This window comes from Halomonas sp. 3H, from assembly GCF_024206005.1.
Taxonomy (GTDB): Bacteria; Pseudomonadota; Gammaproteobacteria; order Pseudomonadales; family Halomonadaceae; genus Halomonas; species Halomonas campaniensis.
In genome coordinates this window covers 2,416,925-2,437,829 of record NZ_CP100360.1, presented here as the reverse complement: position 1 = coordinate 2,437,829, position 20,905 = coordinate 2,416,925, and the positions used below count along the sequence as shown (strand labels likewise).

Sequence of the window (20,905 nt, the reverse complement as noted above, 5' to 3'; positions counted from 1 at the left end):
CATTCCCGGCTCGGGCCGGGAATGCCGATACCAGGCTGTCAACGGACGCAAGGCGGGGCGCCTTGCCACTGTGAGGTGTGAAGAATGAGTCAGAACGCACGGGAATCGCTTTCTGCCCTGATGGACAACGAAGGTGATGAGCTCGAGTTGCGCCGGGTACTCAAGTCGCTCGAGGACGAGCCGGACGCCGCCGAGGCGTGGCGACGCTACCATCTGATGCGTAGTCTGATGCGCCGCGAGCCGGACGTGGATGTCTCGGCCGATCTCTCCGCCGGCATCATGGCTCGCCTGCAGGAGGAGCCCGGCCCGCGGCTGGAGGAGGCCCCTGCGGCTCCCCGGCGCTCCCTGCCGCTGGCCCGCAGTGCCGGGATCGCCGCGGCGGTGTCGCTGATGGTGATCACCGGGGTGCAGTTCTACTCCGGTGGCGTGCCGGGGGGCGGCACACCCGGCGTTGGCGAATCGGAGATCGCCGGCAGCGTGCCGGCCGGCCAAGCCAGCCCCGCCTCGGCCTCCCCGGCGAATGCCGGCGGCGACGCGTCGCGCCCCTCGCTGGTCGACCTGCCGCTGTTCCAGCTGCCCCAGACGGGCGGCGGTTCGGGCCTGATGACCGTCGGAGCGGGTGCCGAGCCTCCCATGTTCATGGCGCCCGGCCACCGGCAGTCGCTGCTCGCCGACGAGGAGCAGGCCCGGCTGCTGCAGTCCTACCTGGATCGCCATGCCGAGGGCTCTGCCTATCGCAGCGGTGATGCCTGGATGCCGCTGCTGCGCGCCTCCGGTGGCGACAACCTGGGCCAGCGCTGACAGGGGAGCGGAGCCGATGAAGCGGTTGATCCGCCCCCGATGGACCCTCCTGATGGCCGCGGGCTGGCTGCTCGCCGGCCCCGCCCTCCAGGCCCTGGCGGCCGAGGACGTCCCTGCCGGTGACAGCTTCGACTGCCGCGAGCTACAGGAGCGCCCCTCGCCCGAGTCGGCCCTGGAGTGGTTCGAACTCAGCCTCTGGGCCGGTCACTGCTATGTCTTCGAGGCCAATGCGGTGCGCATCGGCCATGACGGTGTCAGGACCCTGGCGCTCTCCCATGATATTCGTGATGGCGTGGAGCGGGGGGTGGCCCGCTTCCTCGACGGGCCGCCCATGGTCTTCGAGCGGCGGGGCCGCATCGGACGGCTGAGCTGGGCGGGGGAGGGTGGCGATGCGCCGGCCTCGCCGGTCGGCATCGCCGCCCACCTCGACAGCCTCTACCGCCTGCAGCTGGGTGGCGAGGAGCGCATCGCCAATCGACGCGCCCGTCGCCTGGAGATCTCGCCCCTCGACAGTCTGCGCTTCGGCCATCGCCTGTGGCTCGATGCGGCCACCGGCCTGCCGCTCAAGCAGACCCTGCTCGACGAGACGGGGCGTGTGGTCGAGACCTTCCAGCTTACCGAGCTCCAGCCCCCCCGGCTCCACGAGGGCGTCATCACCCTCGACCGCCGCCGCCAGCCGCCCGATGACCCCTGGCGGATCGGCTGGCTGCCCGCCGGTTTCACTCCCCAGCCGGTGGACACGCGCAGCGCCCGCCACGGCGACCAGGTGGCGCACCGGCTCTACAGCGATGGCCTCTCGACCCTCAGTCTCTTCGTGTCACCGGTCGAGGAGGTCGAGCTGCTGGCGCCGGGCCTCCACCGCCTCGGGGTGTCCCATGCCGCCGTCCGGCATCGCGACCTCGGCGGGCAGGCTCGCCAGGTGGTGGTGATGGGCGAGCTCCCGCCTCGGGTGCTGCTGCGCGTTGCCGACACCCTGGAGTGGCGCGGCGATAGCGAGGCGGCGGCCCGATGATCCGGCGTCGGCGTGCTGCCGGCCGTCAGGCTCCTCGGGGGGCTTGGAACTCCGCTGCCGGGACGCCACCTACCTCCCTACGACCCCATGGTTTGCCCGACTTGGCGGGCGTGATCCCCCGGCGCCGGTGATGACTGACCGATACGCCATTCCCTGGACCATTCGCAGGAGTTTTCCATGAAGCGCATGACCCGAACCCTCTCCCTGTGGATGCTGCTGGCCGCCTCCCTGCTGGCCTGGCAGTCGGCCATGGCGCGGGAGCTGCCCGACTTCACCGCTCTGGTGGAGGAGGCCGCCCCTGGCGTCGTCAACATCTCCACCACCCGGGTGGTACAGAGCCGCGACAACCCCTTCCAGGGGTTCGGCGAGCAGGAGATCCCGGAGATCTTCCGCCACTTCTTCGGCGACCGGTTCCCGATGCCGCCCGGCGGCGCTCCGGCCCCCGGCCGGCCCCAGGAGCGGCAGTCGCTGGGCTCCGGCTTCATCATCAGCGCCGACGGCTACATCCTCACCAACGCCCATGTGGTCGAGGCCGCCGACGAGATCCTGGTGCGTTTCAACGACCGCCGCGAACTCTCGGCTGAGCTGGTAGGCGCCGACGAGCGTACCGACGTGGCGCTGCTCAAGGTGGATGCCGACGACCTGCCCACCCTGGCCATGGGCGACTCGGATACCCTGAGGGTCGGCGAATGGGTCGCCGCCATCGGCTCCCCCTTCGGCTTCGACCACTCGGTGACCGCCGGCATCATCAGCGCCATCGACCGTACCCTGCCGCGGGACGCCTACGTGCCCTTCATCCAGACCGACGTGGCCATCAACCCGGGCAACTCCGGGGGGCCGCTGTTCAACCTGGAGGGCGAGGTGATCGGCATCAACTCGCAGATCTTCACCCGCAGCGGCGGCTTCATGGGCCTGTCGTTTGCCATTCCCATCAACGTGGCCATGGACGTGGCCGACCAGCTGCGTGACGACGGGCAGGTGCGCCGCGGCTGGCTGGGCGTGATGATCCAGCCGGTGTCCCGCGACCTGGCCGAGTCCTTCGGCATGGACAGCCCCAGCGGGGCGCTGATCGCCGACCTGGACCCGGAGGGTCCGGCGGCCCGAGACGGCCTGCGCGCCGGCGATGTGATCCTCGAGGTCGATGGTGCCCGGGTCCACGACTCCAGCACCCTGCCGCGGCTGATCGGCCGCACCAGCCCGGGCAGCGAGGTGGCGCTCGAGCTGATGCGCGACGGCGAGCGCCGCCAGCTCTCCGTGACCCTGGGCGACTGGCCGGACGCCGAGCAGGCCACCGCCAGCCGCCCCCAGGAGAGCCGTCAGGCGCGCCTGGGCATTGCGGTGGGTGAGCTGGAGGGCGCCGAGCGCGAGCAGCTCGGCATCGAGGGCGGCGTGCGGGTCCGTGACGTCGACCCTGGCGGTGCCGCTGCCGCCGCCGGCATCCGTCCCGGCGACGTGCTGGTCAGCATCGACCATCGGGCTGTCTCCAGCGCCGGCGAACTGATGTCGCTGGTCGATGACCTGCCCAACGACCGCGCCGTGCCGGTGCGCCTGTTCCGCGACGGGCGCTCGCTGTTCGTGGCCCTGCGCCTCGCCGGCGACTGACTCCCGCCTGCGTCCGGCCTGCAACCCGACGGCCCCTGCCGTCGGGTTGCTGTATCTGGCCGGCGCATGCCGGTACAATGGCGCCCATTCCCGGCCCATGGCGGCATCTCCGACGTTGCCCGGCCCCGGCCCGAACCCAGCAGGCAGAAATCACTCGATGTCCCAAGACACCTCATCCGACAAGCTCAAGCATATCCGCAACTTCTCGATCATCGCCCACATCGACCATGGCAAGTCGACCCTGGCTGACCGCCTGATCCAGAACTGCGGTGGCCTGACCGAGCGCGAGCTCAAGGAGCAGGTGCTCGACTCCATGGACCTGGAGCGGGAGCGCGGCATCACCATCAAGGCGCAGTCGGTGACCCTGGACTACCACGCCCAGGACGGCAACACCTACCAGCTCAACTTCATCGACACCCCGGGGCACGTGGACTTCTCCTACGAGGTCTCGCGCTCCCTCTATGCCTGTGAAGGGGCGCTGCTGGTGGTGGATGCCGCCCAGGGCGTCGAGGCGCAGTCGGTGGCCAACTGCTACACCGCCATCGAGCAGGGCCTCGAAGTGCTGCCGGTGCTCAACAAGATGGACCTGCCCCAGGCCGACCCGGACAAGGTCGCCCACGAGATCGAGGAGATCATCGGCCTCGACGCCACCGATGCCTGCCAGGTCTCGGCCAAGAGCGGCATGGGCATCGATGCGCTCCTGGAGCGCCTGGTGCGCGACATCCCGCCGCCCAAGGGCGACCCCGATGCCCCGCTGCAGGCGCTGATCATTGACTCCTGGTTCGACAACTACCTGGGCGTGGTCTCCCTGGTACGGATCTTCGACGGCACCCTGAAGAAGGGCGAGAAGATCCGCATCAAGTCCACCGGTCGCGACTGGCAGGCCAACGAGGTGGGGATCTTCACGCCGCTGCGCAAGGAAACCGGAATCCTGCGGGCTGGCGAGGTGGGCTTCATCGTCGCCGGCATCAAGGAGATCCAGGGCGCCCCGGTGGGGGATACCATCACCCACGCGAAGACCCCCGATGTCGAGCGCCTGCCGGGCTTCCAGAAGGTCAAGCCGCAGGTCTATGCCGGCATGTTCCCGGTCAGCGCCGACGACTACGAGGACTTCCGCGACGCCCTGGAGAAGCTGGCCCTCAACGATGCCTCCCTGGAGTACGAGCCGGAGAACTCCGACGCGCTGGGCTTCGGCTTCCGGGTCGGCTTCCTCGGCACCCTGCACATGGAGATCATCCAGGAGCGCCTGGAGCGCGAGTACAACCTGGACCTGCTGACCACGGCACCCACCGTGGTCTACGAGCTGGCCATGAAGAACGGCGAGCTGATGTATGTCTCCAACCCCTCCAAGCTGCCCGACATGGCCGACGTGGAGGAGATGCGCGAGCCCATCGTGCGCGCCAGCATCCTGGTACCCCAGGAGTTCGTCGGCAACGTGATCATGGAGTGCGAGAACCGTCGCGGCACCCAGCTCGACATGCAGTTCCTCGGCAGCCAGATCCAGCTCACCTACGAGCTGCCCATGAGCGAGGTGGTGATGGACTTCTTCGACCGCCTGAAGTCCATCTCCAAGGGCTATGCCTCCCTGGACTACAGCTTCGAGCGCTTCCAGGCCGCCAAGCTGGTCCGCCTCGACGTGCTGATCAACGGCGACAAGGTCGATGCCCTGGCGGTGATCATCCACCGCGACCACGCCCATGGCCGCGGCCGCCTGCTGGTCGAGAAGATGAAGGAGCTGATCCCGCGCCAGATGTTCGACGTGGCCATACAGGCGGCCATCGGCGGTCAGGTGGTGGCGCGCTCCACCGTGAAGGCGCTGCGCAAGAACGTCACCGCCAAGTGCTACGGCGGCGACGTCAGCCGCAAGAAGAAGCTGCTCGAGAAGCAGAAGGCGGGCAAGAAGCGCATGAAGCAGGTCGGCCGGGTGGAGATTCCCCAGGATGCCTTCCTCGCCGTGCTCAAGGTCAATGACTGAGCCGCAGGGCTCCGATTCAAAACGCTAGGGACGGAAAACCGCATGGACTTCTCTCTGCTGCTGGTGGTGGCGGTTGCCGTCACCGGCTTCATCTGGCTGCTGGACCTTGTCTGGTGGCGTCCGGCGCGTCGGCGCAACCTGGTGACGGTCGAGGCCGGCACCACCGAGGGCCTCGACGAGCGCGCCCGGGAGAAGGTGCTCAAGGAGCCGTGGCCGGTCGACTACTCGCGCTCCTTCTTTCCGGTGCTGCTGGTGGTGCTGGTGCTCAGGAGCTTCATCGTCGAACCCTTCCAGATCCCCTCCGGCTCGATGCGCCCGACGCTCGAGGTCGGGGATTTCATCCTGGTCAACAAGTTCACCTACGGCCTGCGCCTGCCGGTGGTGCACACGCGCATCGTCGAGTTCAACGAGCCCGAGCGCGGGGACGTCATGGTGTTCCGCTTCCCCAGCGAGCCGTCGGTCAACTTCATCAAGCGGGTCGTCGGCCTGCCCGGCGACCGCATCCGCTACGAGGGCAAGCAGCTCTACGTGAACGGCGAGGCGGTGCCGAAGTCGCTGCTCGAGGAGGCGCCCGGGGGCGCTCCCGGCGAGCTGCTGCTGGCCGAACGGCTGGGCGCGGTGGAGCACCGCATCTACAATAATCCCCGTGACCCGGGCCCGCAGATGCGCGAGGTAGTAGTGCCAGAAGGCCACTACTTCACCATGGGCGACAACCGCGACCACTCCAACGACAGCCGCTACTGGGGCTTCGTGCCGGAGGAGAACATCGTCGGGCGCGCCTTCGCCGTGTGGATGCACTGGGACGGTGGACTTCCCAGCTTCACCCAGATGCGCCGCATCCACTGACCCCGCGGTCTCCGGCCCCTCGGCCCTGCCGGGCCTGCCACCCGGTGGCGGGCCTGGTCCGTTACCCCGACAGCGGCCCCTCAGTCATCAGATAACAGGAATTTCGTGAGCCACTCCCTCAACGCCTTCAGCCGACGAATCGGCCATGCCTTCAGCGACCCAGCCCTGCTGGAGCTGGCCATGACCCATCGCAGCTTCGGCGGCCAGAACAACGAACGACTCGAGTTTCTCGGCGACTCAATCGTCAACTTCGTGATCGCCGAGGCGCTGTTCCAGCGCTTCCCGGAGGCCCGGGAAGGCCAGCTGTCGCGGCTGCGTGCCCGCCTGGTCAAGGGGCAGACCCTGGCCGAGCTGGCCCGCGAGATGGGCTTCGGCGACCACCTGCGCCTGGGCTCGGGCGAGATGAAGAGCGGCGGCCATCGCCGCGAGTCGATCCTCGCGGATGCCGTGGAGGCGGTAATCGGCGCCATCTACCTGGATGCCGGCATGGAGACCGTGCGGGCCCGTGTCCTCTCCTGGTATGCCGAACGACTGGAAGGCATCACCCTCCAGGACACCCAGAAGGATCCCAAGACACGCCTGCAGGAGTTCCTGCAGTCTCGCCAGGCGCCGCTGCCGCGCTACGAGGTGGTCACCGTGGAGGGCGAGGCCCACGCCCAGACCTTCACCGTGGAGTGCCACGTCGAGATGCTGGATCAGCACACCACCGGGGTCGGCGCCAGCCGTCGCCATGCCGAGCAGCAGGCCGCCGAGCAGGCACTGGCCCGGCTCGAGCCCGGCAAGGTAAACCCACAGGGGGCACGCCCATGAGCACGACCTGCGGCTTCGTGGCCATCGTCGGCCGTCCCAACGTCGGCAAGTCGACACTGATGAACCGGATCCTCGGCCAGAAGATCTCGATCACCTCCCGACGTCCCCAGACCACCCGTCACCAGGTGACGGGCATCAAGACCGAGGGCGAGGTGCAGTTCATCTATGTGGACACCCCCGGTATCCACATCATGGCGAAGGATCGCAACAAGGCGATCAACCGTTTCATGAACCAGGCGGCGACCCAGGCCCTGCGCGACGTCGACTGCGTGGTGTTTCTCATCGACCGGACCCGCTGGACCGACGAGGACCAGGTGGTGCTGCAGCGTCTCGAGCACGTTAAGGCCCCGGTGATCCTGGCGGTGAACAAGGTCGATCGCTTGCAGGACAAGGCCAGCCTGCTGCCCTGGCTCGAGGAGGTCGGGGCGCGCCGCGACTTCGCCGCCATCGTGCCGATCTCCGCCAAGCACGGGACCAACGTGCCGGAGCTGGAGGCCGAGGTGGCCAGGCACCTGCCCGAGAGCGTCCACTTCTTCCCCGAGGACCAGGTCACCGACAGGAGCCAGCGCTTCCTGGCCGCCGAGCTGGTACGCGAGAAGGTGATGCGCCAGCTCGGCGACGAGCTCCCCTACCAGATGACCGTGGAGATCGAGGAGTTCCGCGACGAGGGGCGGGTGGTGCACATCAGCGCCCTGATCCTGGTGGAGCGCCAGGGGCAGAAGAAGATCCTGATCGGCGAGAACGGCGAGCGCATCAAGAGCATCGGCCGCGAGGCGCGCCTCGACATGGAGCGGGCCCTGGGCGCCAAGGTGATGCTCAACCTGTGGGTCAAGGTCAAGCGCGGCTGGTCCGACGACGAGCGGGCGCTGAAGAGCCTGGGCTATGACCTCGACTGAATGACCCCTGAACCGGCATTCCTGCTCCACAAGCGGCCCTACCGCGAGACCAGTGCACTGGTCGACCTGCTCACCCTGGCGCAGGGCCGGGTGAGGGCGGTGGCCCAGGGGGTTCAGCGCCCCGGTAGCCGTTCGCGGGGCCGTCTGCAGCCCTTCGCGCCGCTGCACGTCACCTGGACCGGCAGTGGCGAGCTCAAGCGTCTGCGCCTGATGGAGAGTCGCGGCGGTGCTGCGCTGCTGGCCGGCGAGGGGCTGCTGTGCGGCCTCTATGCCAACGAGCTGCTGACCCGCACGCTGCCGGTGGAGCTGCCGGTCCCCGAGGTGTTCGCCTTCTACGGGGCCCTGCTCGAGGCGCTGCCGCGGCCGGAAGGGCGCGCCGCGGCGCTGCGCCGCCTGGAGGTGGCGCTGCTCGATGCCCTGGACGCGCTGCCGCGCTTCAGCGAGCCCGACGGTCGTGCCCTGGACCCCCAGCGTCGCTATGTCCTCGACGCCGGCAGCCGGGCCTTTCTGCCCGGAGAGCCTGGCCTGGATGGCCGCACCCTGCGCCTGCTGGCCGCCGGCGACTGGGGCGAGCCGGGGCTCGCCGGCCCCGCCAAGGCGGTGACCCGCGCGGCGCTGGCCCCGCTGCTGGGCGCACGCCCACTGCGCTCCCGCGAGCTGATGCGCCAGCTTGCCCAGCGCCGTCGAGACCACGAGGAAGCCAGGCAGTAGCCGTGAGGGCCTTGCCGCTTGGCTGCTTGGCTGCTTGGCGCTTAACCTTGTTTCTTGATTCCTTGATTCCTTGCCCCTTGACCCGGAGCCCGCCATGCATCCCCCCCGACTCCTGCTCGGCGTCAACATCGACCATATCGCCACCCTGCGCCAGGCGCGCGGTACCCGCTATCCGGATCCCGTCCAGGCCGCGCTGCTCGCCGAGGAGGCGGGTGCCGACGGCATCACCGTGCACCTGCGCGAGGATCGCCGCCATATCCAGGAGCGCGATGTCCGGCTGCTGGCCGAGGTGCTCAACACCCGCATGAACCTCGAGATGGCGGTCACCGAGGAGATGATCGCCCTGGCCGAGGCGGTACGCCCGGCCCACGTCTGCCTGGTGCCGGAGAAGCGCGAGGAGCTGACCACCGAGGGCGGGCTGGACGTGGTGAGCGGCTTCGAGGCCATCCAGGCTGCCTGCCAGCGCCTCGCCGAGGCCGGCTGTGAGGTGTCGCTGTTCATCGACCCCGTGCCCGAGCAGATCGAGGCCGCGGCGGAGGCCGGGGCCGCGGTGGTCGAACTGCACACCGGCGCCTATGCCGAGGCCACCGGCGAGGCGGCGGCCAGGGAACATGCCCGTCTCGCCGCCGCGGCCGAGATGGCGCTGGAGCTGGGGCTCACCGTGAATGCCGGCCATGGCCTGAACTACCACAACGTCGAGGCCATCGCGGCCATTCCCGGCCTCCACGAGCTGAATATCGGCCACGCGATCATCGCGCGGGCGCTGTTCGTGGGGCTCAAGGAGGCCGTGGCCGAGATGAAGCGCCTGGCCATCGCCGGCCAGGAGGCGGGGTTCGTGGCGGCGCTGGAAGCCCACGATCACGACCATGATCATCCGCACTGAGCCATGATCCTCGGCATCGGCACCGACATCGCGCGGGTAGCACGTTTCGAGCGCGCCATGGCGCGCCATGGCGAGCGCTTCGCCCTGCGCCTGCTGGGGGAGGTGGAGCTAGATCGCTTCCGCGATCACCCGGCCCCGGCCGCCTTCCTGGCCAAGCGCTTCGCCGCCAAGGAGGCCTTCGTCAAGGCGCTGGGGACCGGGCTGCGCCGCGGCATGCGCTGGACCGAGATCCAGGTCGTCAACGATGCCCTGGGTCGGCCGTCACTGGTGCTCGCCGGCAAGGCTCACGAACTGGCCATGGCCGCGGGGGTGCGGGCAGTTCACCTGTCGATCTCCGACGAGGAGGCGCTGGCGATCGCCTTCGTGGTGCTGGAGGGCTGAGTCTCCTCCTGCGTGGCCCAGTCCCGCAGGGCGGCCATGGCCGCGAAGAGGTCATCGAGCAGCGGCAGGACGGCCTGGCGCCCCCGCGAGCGCAGGCGGGTCTCCAGGGTCTCGGCGATCAGTCCCAGGCGCGGGGCGCCGCAGTAGCGGCAGGCGCCGTTGAGGGCATGGATGGCGTCGAGCAGCGCGGTGTCCTCCCGGGCCTCCAGGGCCGCCCGGATCGCCGCCTCGCTCTCCGGCAGCGAGGCGGCGAGCCGCGTCAACAGCTCCCTTGCCAGCCCCTCGCGGCCGCCGGCCAGCCGTGTCCCCAGCGCCATGTCCACCGTCGGCAGTTCGTCCTCCTCCCGGGCCTCATCGGGCGCCTCGCCCCCGTCCGGCGGGGGGAGGAGCCCCGGCCCCAGGTGATGGGCCAGCAGGGTGGCCAGGTCGTCGCCGTCCACCGGCTTGACCAGCACCTCGTCCAGCCCGCTGGCCCGGAGTCGGCGGCGCTCCTCCTCGAGGACATGGGCGGTGACGGCGACGATCGGGGTCCGGGCCCAGGTGTCGTCCAGTCGCCGCAGGGCCCGGGTCGTCTCGATGCCGTCCATGCCGGGCATGCGGATGTCCATCAGCACCAGATCATAGTGCTGCCCGCGGGCGATACCCAGGGCTTCCTCGCCGCTGGCCGCCAGGTCGACCTCGATCCCCGGGCGCCGGATCAGCTCGCGCAGCAGCAGGCGGTTCGACTCGGTGTCATCCACGGCCAGCAGCTTCACCGGCGACGGGGCGGCGGGCTCGGTGCCTTCCGACGTCGGGATCAGGGTGGCCGGCCCCAGCCATTGCCGAACGGCCTGGACGAGGGTCGTGCGCGACAGGGGCTTGCTGAGGATCTCGCCCCCATGGGGCAGGCTCAGGCTCGGCAGGTCCAGCGGGCTGGCATTGACCAGCAGCAGAGCAGGGCAGCCCAGGTCGTCCAGGCGCTGCTGCCAGGCCTGCATCTCCGCCGGCGCCAGGGGCGCGGCGGGCAGGCTGGCCACCAGCAGCGCCGGCCCGCGGCCCGGGGCGTTGTCCAGCGGGCCGTCCACCGGCTGGGCCCCCCAGCGGCCGAACAGGTGGCGCATGGCGCGATGGGTGGCCGGATGGGGCTCCTCGATCAGCACCCGCTCACCGGCCAGGGAGAGCTCCGGCCGACGCTCCTCCTCGCTGCCCTCCAGCGGCAGGGTGAAGGCGAAGGAGCTGCCGCTGCCGGGGGTGCTCTCCACACCGATCTTGCCGCCCATCTGCTCGACCAGCTGGCGACAGATGGTCAGCCCCAGCCCGGTGCCGCCGAACTCGCGCGAGTGGCTGGGCTCGGCCTGCTGGAAGGCATGGAAGAGGCGGCGCTGCCGCTCCGGCGAGAGGCCGATGCCGGTGTCAGTGACGCTGACCCTCAGGGTGACTCGGCCGGGTTCGGCCTGGTCCACCATCACCCGCACGATCACCTCGCCATGCTCGGTGAACTTGACCGCGTTATTGACCAGGTTGGTGAGTATCTGGCGGATCCGCAACGGGTCCCCGGTCAGCGAGGCGGGGACATCGTCATAGACCAGCCCGAGCAGCTGCAGCTCCTTCTGGTGGGCCTGGGGTGCCTGGAGGCCCAGCACCTCGTCCACCAGGGCCACCATGTCCACGGGGCGTTGCTCAAGCTCCAGGCGGCCGGCCTCCAGCTTGGAGAAGTCCAGCACGTCGTTGACCAGCATCAGCAGGTTGTTGCAGGCGCGCTGGACGTGGTCCAGCCATTCCCGCTGGCGCGGATCCAGGGAGGAGCGGCCCAGCAGCCGGCAGAAGCCGACGATGCCATTGAGCGGCGTGCGGATCTCGTGGCTCATGTTGGCGAGGAACTCCGACTTGACGCGGTTGGCCTCCACGGCCCGCCGATGGGCCATGTCGAGATCGATGTTCTGCACCTCGATGGTCTCCATGGACTCCTGGAGCTCGGCGGTGGCCTGTTCGACCTGGCGCTGCATCTCGATGCGGACCTGGGCCAGGTGGTTCGCCACCGCATTGACCCGCTCGGTCAGGCCGGCCAGCTCGGGCGGCGAGGGGGGCAGGGGTGCCGGGGTGCCGCCGCGGGCCAGCCGGCCCAGCGCCGTATCGGCATCGGCCAGGGGCCGACGCAGGCGCCTCAGTGTGGCACTGGCCACCAGCAGCAGGCCGAAACCCGCCACCGTCAGCAGGACCCCGGCGATCCCCATCCGGCGGTAGTGGGCCAGCAGCAGGGAGCCGGCATCCACGTCCAGCACCAGCCAGGCGGGCTGATCGCCGGGCAGCGGCGTCTGGAGTCGCCAGCGGGTGCCGTCGCTCTCCAGGTGGGTCGCCGCATCGCGTGGCGCGGGCGGCAGGGCCCGCAGGTGGCCCAGCTCGAGGCGCGTCTCCCCCCGGTCATCCAGCAGCCCCAGGGCATGCACCTCGTCGAGGCGCAGCAGCCGTTTGGCAACGTCCTCGAGGTGAGCGACATCCCCGGCCTGCAGCGCCTCGCCGAGGGGAGGCGCCAGCAGCGCGGCGGCGTCCGTCAGCCGCTCCCGCAGCAGCGCCTCATGGGTCGCCTTCTGCTGGGCGAGGGAGGCGACGAGGGTGCCGGCCAGCAGCAGTAGCGGCAGCACCAGGATGGTCAGCATCAGGCGGATCTTGAGTGACATCGGCGGGCTCTTCGGCGTCGGTTCGGCCACAGTATGACACAGCGGGCGAGGATGCCTGTCCACCCCGGTTCGGCACGGATATAATGGAGAAAAGACGTTTCCACAAGGAAGGTTGCATGCATTTCCCGACCATCGAGGAGGTCGTCGGCAATACGCCGCTGGTCCGCCTCAAGCGCATCGCCGCCGGCCGCAACAACGTGCTGCTGGCCAAGCTCGAGGGCAACAACCCCGCCGGTTCGGTGAAGGACCGCCCGGCCCTCTCCATGCTCGAGCAGGCCGAGGCCCGCGGTGAGATTCGCCCCGGGGACACCCTGGTCGAGGCGACCTCCGGCAATACCGGTATCGCCCTGGCCATGGCTGCCGCCATCAAGGGCTACCGGATGGTGCTGATCATGCCCGAGAACGCCTCGGAGGAGCGCAAGCAGGCCATGGCCGCCTTCGGTGCCGAGCTGATCACCGTGAGCAAGAGCGGCGGCATGGAGGAGGCCCGCGACGTGGCCGAGGCGATGCTGGCCCGCGGCGAGGGCAAGCGGCTTGACCAGTTCGCCAATCCCGACAACCCCCTGGCCCACTACCGCGGCACCGGCCCGGAGATCTGGGAGCAGACCGGCGGCCGGGTGACCCATTTCATCAGCTCCATGGGTACCACCGGCACCATCATGGGGGTCTCCCGGGCGCTCAAGGAGCGCAACCCCGAGGTGCAGATCATCGGCCTGCAGCCCGAGGACGGTGCCAGCATCGCCGGGATCCGGCGCTGGCCGGCGGAGTACCTGCCGAGCATCTTCGAGGCCTCCCGGGTCGACCGGGTGCTGGACATCGGCCAGCGCGAGGCGGAGGAGCACATGCGCCGCCTGGCCCGCGAGGAGGGCATACTCGCCGGCGTCTCGTCGGGCGGCGCCCTGGCCGGCGCCCTGCGGGTGGCCGAGGAGGTCGAGAACGCGGTCATCGCCTTCATCGTCTGTGACCGCGGCGACCGTTACCTCTCCACCGGCCTGTTCGCCCCGGGAGCCTGATATGGCCATGCTGGGCAAGCGGCGCCCGCGGCGGGAGCGCTCCGGCGTCTCCGGTCTGCAGCGGCGCCAGGCAGCGCCGACCGGCGGCGCACCGGTGCCACCGGCCGACGACGACCGGGTCACCATCGAGCGGCTGGCCCACGACGGGCGCGGCCTGGCCCATGGGGCGGACGGCAAGGCGCTGTTCGTCGAGGGCGGGCTGCCCGGCGAGCGACTCGAGGTGGCGATCCATCGCCACCGCAAGCGCTTCGACGAGGGCCACGTGCGCGCGATCGTCGAGGCCTCGCCGGAGCGAGTCGCGCCGCCCTGCAATCACTTCGGGCGCTGCGGCGGCTGCGACCTCCAGCACCTGTCCATGGCGGCCCAGCGCCGCCACAAGGCCGAAGTGCTGGTCGACCTGCTCGCCAGGCAGGGCGTCGAGGCCCCCGGGGAGCCGCAGCGGCTGGCCGGTGCCGGCGAGGGCTACCGTCGACGTGCGCGCCTCGGGGTCAAGGTCGACGCCGAGGGGCGGGTCCATCTGGGCTTTCGTGCCCGCCACACCCACCGCCTGGTGGACATCACCGACTGCACCATCCTGGTGCCGGAGCTCGACGCCCTGCTGGCGCCGCTGCACCAGCAGCTGGCAGCGCTCGAGGCGCCCCGTCGGGTCGGCCACCTGGAGCTGCTCGCCAGCGACCAGGGGCGCGTGCTGGTGGTCCGCCAGCTCAAGGAGCACGAGGCCGACCGCCGGCGCTGGCAGGCCTTCGCCGCCCGGCATGACCTGCACCTGGCCCGCTGGCTGGGCCGTGAGTCGCCGTCGCTGACGTGGCTCACCCCGGCGCCGTCGCTGACCTGCCGGGTGCCGGGCGCCGCCGGTGAGCTGACGCTCGGCTTCGCCCCCGGGGACTTCCTGCAGGCCAACGCCGAGGTCAACCGGATGATGATCGCCACGGCCCTCTCGTGGCTGGACGGGCTGGCGGGGTCGCCCCTGCTGGACCTCTTCGCCGGAGTCGGCAACTTCAGCCTCCCGCTGGCCTCCGTCGGTGCCGCCGTGACGGCGGTGGAAGGCAGCCCGGCCATGGTCGAGCGGCTGGCGGCCAATGCCCGCGCCAATTCGCCGGCGCACGCCCTGCAGGTGGACGCCCGCCAGGCCGACCTGGGGCAGCCCCGGGCCGTGGCGTCGCTGCTGGCGGAGACCTCTCCGGCCACGGTGGTGCTGGACCCGCCCCGCGAGGGGGCCGAGGCGGCCTGCCGGGCGCTGGTCGCCTCGCCCGTTTCCCGTGTGCTGTACGTCTCCTGTGACCCGGCGACCCTGGCCCGGGATGCGGCACACCTTGTGCATGGCGGTTACCGGCTCGCGCGCATCGCCGTGGCCGACATGTTCGTGCATACGTCACACCTGGAATCGATGCTGCTGTTCGTGCACCCGCGGACCGGGCAGCCGCCGCAAGGAGCGTCACCCGATGGTTAAAGTCCGTGAGGACCAGCCCCTCACCGAGACGGGGCGTGTCGATATCGACCTGTGGATCGCGCGTCTGCAGGAGGACGTCAAGCTGCGCGACCCCGAGGCGCTGCGCGAGGCCTGTCGCCTGGCCGAGCGGCTGGAGCGCGACGCCGACCGTCCCCACCGCAGCTGGCTGGCCGACGGCTCCAGCTTCCGCATGGGCCTGGAGATGGCCGACATCCTCGGCGAACTGAGGCTCGACCAGGCCACCCTGGAGGCGGCGGTGCTCTACCGGGCCGTGCGCGAGGGATTGATCGAGCTTCCCGCGGTGGGCAAGCAGTTCGGCGAGGAGGTCGCCGCGCTGATCGACGGCGTGCTGCAGATGGCGGCGATCAGCGCCTCCCAGACCCCCAGCCACGAGATGGGCCAGCACGACCAGCAGGACAACCTGCGCAAGATGCTGGTGACCATGATCGACGACGTGCGCGTCGCCCTGATCAAGATCGCCGAGCGCACCTGCGCCCTGCGCCAGGTCAAGGACGCTCCCCGCGAGAAGCGTCTGCGCGTGGCCCGCGAGGTGTTCGACATCTATGCCCCCCTGGCGCACCGGCTGGGCATCGGGCACCTCAAGTGGGAGCTGGAGGACCTCTCCTTCCGCTACCTCCACGAGGACGAGTACAAGGCGATCGCCCGCCAGCTGGCCGAGAAGCGCCTCGATCGCGACCGCTACATCGCCGAGGTGGTAGAGACCCTCAAGGGCCTGCTCGAGGCCCAGGGCATCACCCGCTACGACGTCGATGGCCGCGCCAAGCACATCTACTCGATCTGGCGCAAGATGAAGCGCAAGCGGATCGACTTCTCCCAGGTCCATGACATCCGCGCGGTGCGCATCCTGGTGCCGGAGGTGGCCGACTGCTACACCATGCTGGGCCTGGTCCACTCGCGTTGGCACCACGTGCCCAACGAGTTCGACGACTACATCGCCAACCCCAAGAAGAACGGCTACCAGTCGCTGCACACCGCGGTGATCGGCCCCGAGAACAAGGTGCTGGAGATCCAGATCCGCACCTTCGCCATGCACGACGAGGCCGAGCTCGGCGTCTGTGCCCACTGGCGCTACAAGGGCCACGACACCAAGGCCAAGAGCACCAGCTACGAGGAGAAGATCGCCTGGCTGCGCCAGGTGCTCGAGTGGCAGGAGGAGGTCGGCGACTTCGGCGACATCCGCGAGGGGCTCTCGAGCGATGTCGCCCCGGACCGCATCTATGTCTTCACCCCGGACGGCCACGTCATCGACCTGCCCCGGGTCGCCACACCCATCGACTTCGCCTACCGGGTGCACACCGAGGTGGGCCACCGCTGCCGCGGCGCCAAGGTCAACGGCCGCATCGTGCCGCTCACCTACAAGCTCAAGACCGGCCAGCAGGTGGAGATCCTCACCGCCAGCAAGGGCGGCCCCAGCCGCGACTGGCTCAACCCGAGCCTCGGCTATGTGCGCACCTCCCGGGCGCGGGCCAAGATCCAGGCCTGGTTCAAGCACCAGGCCCGCGACCAGAACGTCGAGGAGGGGCGCGCGCTGTTCGAGCGCGAGATGAAGCGGCTGGATGTGGAGGGCATGGACCTGGAGACCCTCGCCCGCAAGGTCAACTACACCGGCGCCGAGGACATGTATGCGGCGCTCGGGGCCGGCGACCTGCGCATCGGCCAGGTGCTGCACCAGGCCCAGCAGCTGTTCGGCGAGAGTGACGACCAGGAGCAGCTCGACCGGCTGCTGGCCAAGCCGCGGCGTGCCCCCGGCAAGGGGAGCGGGTCGGACATCACCGTGCTGGGGGTCGGCAACCTCAAGACCAGCATGGCCAACTGCTGCCACCCGGTGCCGGGTGAGCCCATCGTCGGCTTCATCACCCAGGGCCGCGGCGTGACCGTGCACCGCCAGGACTGCCCCAACATCCTGCAGCTGCGCCTCGACGAGCCCCAGCGGATCATCGAAGTGGAGTGGGGCGAGCGGGCCCGCACCCAGTACCCGGTCGATATCGAGGTTCAGGCCTGGGACCGCTCCGGCCTGCTGCGCGACGTCACCGGCGTGCTCGGCAACGAGAAGGTCAACGTGCTGGCGGTCAATACCCTCACCGATACCGATGACGGCATCGCCCGCATGGCGATCACCGTGGAGGTGGATGGCCTGGAGACCCTGGGTCGGCTCTTCTCGCGCATCCAGCAGCTCTCCAACGTCATCGAGGTGCGCCGGCTGCGCAGCGGCGGCAAGCCCGGCAAGCGCAGGGGGAAGGCCTCATGAGCCGCCGCCATGACCTCGCCGACCTGCTCGAACTGATGGCGGTGCTGCGCGACCCCGAGCAGGGCTGTCCCTGGGACCTGAAGCAGGACTGGAACTCCATCGTGCCCCATACCCTCGAGGAGGCCTTCGAGGTGGCCGATGCCATCGAGCGGCGCGCCTGGGACGAGCTTCCCGGGGAGCTCGGAGACCTGCTCTTCCAGGTGGTCTACTACGCCCGGTTCGGCGAGGAGGAGGGCCGCTTCGACTTCCATGACGTCGTCGATACCCTTACCGCCAAGATGCTGCGCCGCCACCCCCACGTGTTTCCCGACGGCAGCCTGGCCTCGCGGCGCCCGCCGGGCGTCTCCGCCGAGGAGATCGAGAGCCGCCAGGTGCATTCGCGGTGGGAGAGCCTCAAGGCCGAGGAGCGTGCCGCCCGGGCTTCCGATGAGGCACCGCACTCGGTGCTGGACGATGTCCCGCGCACCCTGCCGGCGCTCTCCCGGGCGGCCAAGCTCTCCAAGCGTGCCGCTCGGGTCGGCTTCGACTGGCCCGACGCCCGCGGCGTCATCGCCAAGATCCGCGAGGAGCTCGGCGAGGTCGAGCAGGCGCTGGCCGAGGGCGACCGGGACCATGCCGCCGAGGAGGTGGGCGACCTGCTGTTCGCCGTGACCAACCTGGCGCGCACCCTCAAGGCCGACCCCGAGCAGTGCCTGCGCGCGACCAACGCCAAGTTCGAGCGCCGCTTCCGCCACGTGGAGGCCGCACTGGGCGCCGAGGGGGTCCCCCTCCACGAGGCGGGCCTCGAGGCCATGGAGCACCACTGGCAGGCCGCCAAGGGCCGCGAGCCCAGCCCTGCTGAACCCCCATCCACTTCCCGCTCCGCCGATGGCGGAGAGGCTGCCGGAGAGACGCGGTCATGAGCCACGACCTGCACGAATCGCTGCGCGACAACGTCCGCATCCTGGGCGACAGCCTGGGGCGCACCATCGCCGATGACCTGGGCCGCGGTTTCGTCGACAAGATCGAGACCATCCGCGGCCTGGCCAAGCGCGGCCGCCAGGGCGACGAGGCGAGCCAGCGCGAGCTGATCGACTACCTGCGTCGGCTGCCGGATCGCGACCTGCTGCCGGTGACTCGCGCCTTCAACCAGTTCCTCAACCTGGCCAACATCGCCGAGCAGCACTACCGGGCGCGCTTCCGCCGCGTCGAGGACTACCGGCCGGGGTCGCAGCCAGTCCTCTCGGAGCTGCTCGAGCGCGCCCGCGAGGCCGGCAATGCCCCGCGCAAGCTGGTCGAGACCCTGGCCGGGATGCGGGTCGAGCTGGTGCTGACCGCCCACCCCACCGAGGTCATCCGTCGCACCCTGATCCAGAAGTACGACGCCATCGACGACTGCCTCACCGCCATCGAGTCCTCCGGCGACTACCCGGAGCGCGGCCTGCGCGCCCAGGGTCGCCTGGAGGAGCTGATCAGCCAGGCCTGGCACACCGACGAGATCCGCCACGAGCGGCCCACCCCGGTGGACGAGGCCAAGTGGGGATTCGCGGTGATCGAGAATTCCCTGTGGCAGGCGGTGCCCGACTTCCATCGCGACCTGGACAACCTGCTGCTGGAGACCGCCGGCGAGCGCCTGCCGCTGGATGCCGCGCCGATCCGCTTCGCCTCCTGGATGGGAGGCGATCGCGACGGCAACCCCAACGTCACCGCCCGGGTGACCCGCGAGGTGCTGCTGCTGGGCCGCTGGATGGCCGCCGACCTCTACCTGCGCGATCTCGAGCAGCTCAAGGCCGAGCTCTCCATGTGGAAGGCCAACAGCGCCCTCAGGGCCGAGGTGGGCGATGTGGCCGAGCCCTACCGGGAACTGATCAAGCGCCTGCTGGCGCGGGTCGAGGCGACCCGTGACTGGGCCAAGGCGTGCCTCGAGGGGCGCAGCTTCGACGACGGCCCGATCATCGAGAGCCGCGACCAGCTCTACGCGCCGCTGCTGACCTGCTACCGCTCGCTGTGCGACGTGGGCCTGGACACCATTGCCAACGGGGCCCTGCTCGACACCCTGCGCCGGGTGGCGGTATTCGGCGTGACCCTGACCAAGCTCGACCTGCGCCAGGAGGCGAGCCGCCACGCCCAGGTGATGGAGGAGCTCACCGACTGCCTGGGGCTCGGCCACTATCGCGACTGGAGCGAGGAGCAGCGCCAGCAGTTCCTGCTCGAGGAGCTCGCCTCGCGGCGCCCGCTGATCCCGCGCCGCTGGGAGTGCTCCACCGAGTCCCGCGAGGTGATCGACACCTTTCGGGTGATCGCCAGCGAACAGCCCGAGGCGCTGGGCACCTACATCATCTCCATGGCCGGGGAGCCGTCCGACGTGCTGGCCGTGGCGCTGCTGATGAAGGAGGTGGGGGGCCGCGTCACCCTGCCCATCGCGCCGCTCTTCGAGACCCTCGACGACCTCAACCATGCCGGCGAGGTGATCGATCGGCTGCTGGCGCTGCCCGGCTACCGTGCGCTCACCGGGGATCGCCAGGAGGTGATGATCGGCTACTCCGACTCCGCCAAGGATGCCGGCCAGCTGGCCGCCGCCTGGGCGCAGTACCGGGCCCAGGAGACCCTGGTCGAGGTGTGCGACCGCCACGGCGTCGACCTGACGCTGTTCCACGGCCGCGGCGGCACCGTGGGGCGGGGCGGCGGCCCGGCCCACGCGGCCATCCTCTCCCAGCCGCCGGGGTCGGTGAACGGCAGCCTCCGGGTGACCGAGCAGGGCGAGATGATCCGCTTCAAGTTCGGGCAGCCGGAGATCGCGCTGCGCTCCATGGAGATCTACGCCTGCGCGGTACTCGAGGCGACCCTGCTGCCACCGCCGGCCCCGGAGCCCCACTGGCGCGAGGAGATGGACCGGCTGGCCGAGGTGGCCCACCGCGCCTACGTGGGCGTGGTGCGCGAGGATCCCGACTTCGTGCCCTACTTCCGCTCGGTGACGCCGGAGGGCTCGCTGGGGCGCCTGCCGCTGGGCTCGCGGCCCACCAAGCGGCGCCAGGACGGCGGCGTGGAGACCCTGCGCGCGATCCCCTGGATCTTCGCCTGGACCCAGATCCGCCTGATGCTGCCGGCCTGGCTGGGCAGCGGCGAGGCCTTCGCCACCCGCCTGGAGGGGGAGGGTGGCCTCGAGGTGCTGCAGGAGATGCGCGACAACTGGCCCTTCTTCGGCACCTACCTGGACATGCTGGAGATGCTGCTGGCCAAGGCCGACGTGGGCATCGCCGCCTACTACGAGCATCGCCTGGTGGACGAGCCGTCGCTCAAGGCGCTCGGCGAGCGGCTGCGGGGGCGCTTCTCCCGCCTGCACGAGGTGGTGCTGTCGATCCTGCAGCAGCAGGAGCTGCTGGAGAACACGCCGCTGATCCGCCAGGCCATCGAGGTGCGCAATCCCTACATCGACCCGCTGCACGGCCTGCAGGCCGAGCTGCTGCAGCGCAACCGGGATGCCGACGGGGCGATCAGCGCCGACCTGTCACGGGCGCTGATGGTCACCATGGCGGGCATCGCCGCCGGGCTGCGCAACACGGGGTAGGGCCGTCGGACAGCCGCAGGCTTCAAGGAGCAAGTCTCAAGGAAACCCTTGG

At 70.2% G+C, this 20,905-nt stretch carries 16 protein-coding genes; 15 read left to right on the top strand and 1 reads right to left on the bottom strand.

The features are described from left to right. The first annotated feature begins 84 nt into the window (after positions 1-84). From NFC98_RS11320 to acpS, 10 genes are all read left to right on the top strand, one after another. Positions 85-801: a sigma-E factor negative regulatory protein gene (locus NFC98_RS11320; RefSeq protein WP_254275087.1), complete on the top strand. Its 717-nt coding sequence runs from the start codon at positions 85-87 to the stop codon at positions 799-801. 16 nt (positions 802-817) lie between these two features. After that, positions 818-1,813 carry a MucB/RseB C-terminal domain-containing protein gene (locus NFC98_RS11315; protein ID WP_254275086.1) on the top strand — a complete coding sequence of 332 codons (996 nt, stop codon included), beginning with the start codon at positions 818-820 and terminating at the stop codon, positions 1,811-1,813. 177 nt (positions 1,814-1,990) lie between these two features. Beyond that, positions 1,991-3,415 (top strand): DegQ family serine endoprotease, encoded by a 1,425-nt coding sequence (locus NFC98_RS11310; RefSeq protein ID WP_254275085.1) that lies wholly within the window; start codon positions 1,991-1,993, stop codon positions 3,413-3,415. Positions 3,416-3,572: 157 nt separating this feature from the next. Further along, a complete protein-coding gene (lepA, locus tag NFC98_RS11305; RefSeq protein ID WP_183330207.1) occupies positions 3,573-5,390 on the top strand; it encodes a translation elongation factor 4 in 1,818 nt (605 codons plus the stop codon). Between the two features lie 42 nt (positions 5,391-5,432). Beyond that, complete coding sequence (lepB, locus tag NFC98_RS11300) at positions 5,433-6,236, top strand: signal peptidase I (RefSeq protein WP_254275084.1); 804 nt, start codon at positions 5,433-5,435, stop codon at positions 6,234-6,236. Between the two features lie 105 nt (positions 6,237-6,341). Next, positions 6,342-7,046, top strand: coding sequence for a ribonuclease III (gene rnc / locus NFC98_RS11295; RefSeq protein ID WP_254275083.1), 705 nt, complete (start codon positions 6,342-6,344; stop codon positions 7,044-7,046). Next, positions 7,043-7,942: a GTPase Era gene (gene era / locus NFC98_RS11290; RefSeq protein WP_183330210.1), complete on the top strand. Its 900-nt coding sequence runs from the start codon at positions 7,043-7,045 to the stop codon at positions 7,940-7,942. Before rnc ends, era begins: the two co-directional genes overlap by 4 nt. Then, complete coding sequence (gene recO, locus NFC98_RS11285) at positions 7,943-8,653, top strand: DNA repair protein RecO (RefSeq protein ID WP_254275082.1); 711 nt, start codon at positions 7,943-7,945, stop codon at positions 8,651-8,653. 94 nt (positions 8,654-8,747) lie between these two features. Beyond that, positions 8,748-9,536, top strand: coding sequence for a pyridoxine 5'-phosphate synthase (gene pdxJ / locus NFC98_RS11280; protein ID WP_254275081.1), 789 nt, complete (start codon positions 8,748-8,750; stop codon positions 9,534-9,536). Positions 9,537-9,539: 3 nt separating this feature from the next. Further along, positions 9,540-9,917: a holo-ACP synthase gene (acpS, locus tag NFC98_RS11275; protein WP_254275080.1), complete on the top strand. Its 378-nt coding sequence runs from the start codon at positions 9,540-9,542 to the stop codon at positions 9,915-9,917. On the opposite strand, the gene NFC98_RS11270 is transcribed toward acpS, so the two are convergent. After that, the gene (locus NFC98_RS11270; RefSeq protein WP_254275079.1) at positions 9,857-12,574 is read right to left on the bottom strand and encodes an ATP-binding protein; all 2,718 of its coding nucleotides are present in this window, start codon (positions 12,572-12,574) and stop codon (positions 9,857-9,859) included. The genes acpS and NFC98_RS11270 overlap by 61 nt on opposite strands. Before the next feature lie 116 nt (positions 12,575-12,690). Here NFC98_RS11270 and cysM point away from each other — a divergent pair, with 116 nt between their 5' ends. From cysM to ppc, 5 genes are read left to right on the top strand one after another with little or no spacing between them, the layout of a single operon-like run. Continuing rightward, a complete protein-coding gene (cysM, locus tag NFC98_RS11265) occupies positions 12,691-13,587 on the top strand; it encodes a cysteine synthase CysM (protein ID WP_254275078.1) in 897 nt (298 codons plus the stop codon). A gap of 1 nt (position 13,588) precedes the next feature. After that, positions 13,589-15,037, top strand: a complete 1,449-nt coding sequence (locus NFC98_RS11260) for a TRAM domain-containing protein (RefSeq protein WP_254275077.1) — start codon at positions 13,589-13,591, stop codon at positions 15,035-15,037. Further along, positions 15,030-17,306, top strand: a complete 2,277-nt coding sequence (gene relA, locus NFC98_RS11255; RefSeq protein ID WP_254275076.1) for a GTP diphosphokinase — start codon at positions 15,030-15,032, stop codon at positions 17,304-17,306. The genes NFC98_RS11260 and relA overlap by 8 nt, the downstream gene beginning before the upstream one ends. After that, complete coding sequence (gene mazG, locus NFC98_RS11250; protein ID WP_254275075.1) at positions 17,303-18,208, top strand: nucleoside triphosphate pyrophosphohydrolase; 906 nt, start codon at positions 17,303-17,305, stop codon at positions 18,206-18,208. Before relA ends, mazG begins: the two co-directional genes overlap by 4 nt. Beyond that, positions 18,205-20,853: a phosphoenolpyruvate carboxylase gene (gene ppc / locus NFC98_RS11245; RefSeq protein ID WP_254275074.1), complete on the top strand. Its 2,649-nt coding sequence runs from the start codon at positions 18,205-18,207 to the stop codon at positions 20,851-20,853. Before mazG ends, ppc begins: the two co-directional genes overlap by 4 nt. Positions 20,854-20,905: the final 52 nt, after the last annotated feature.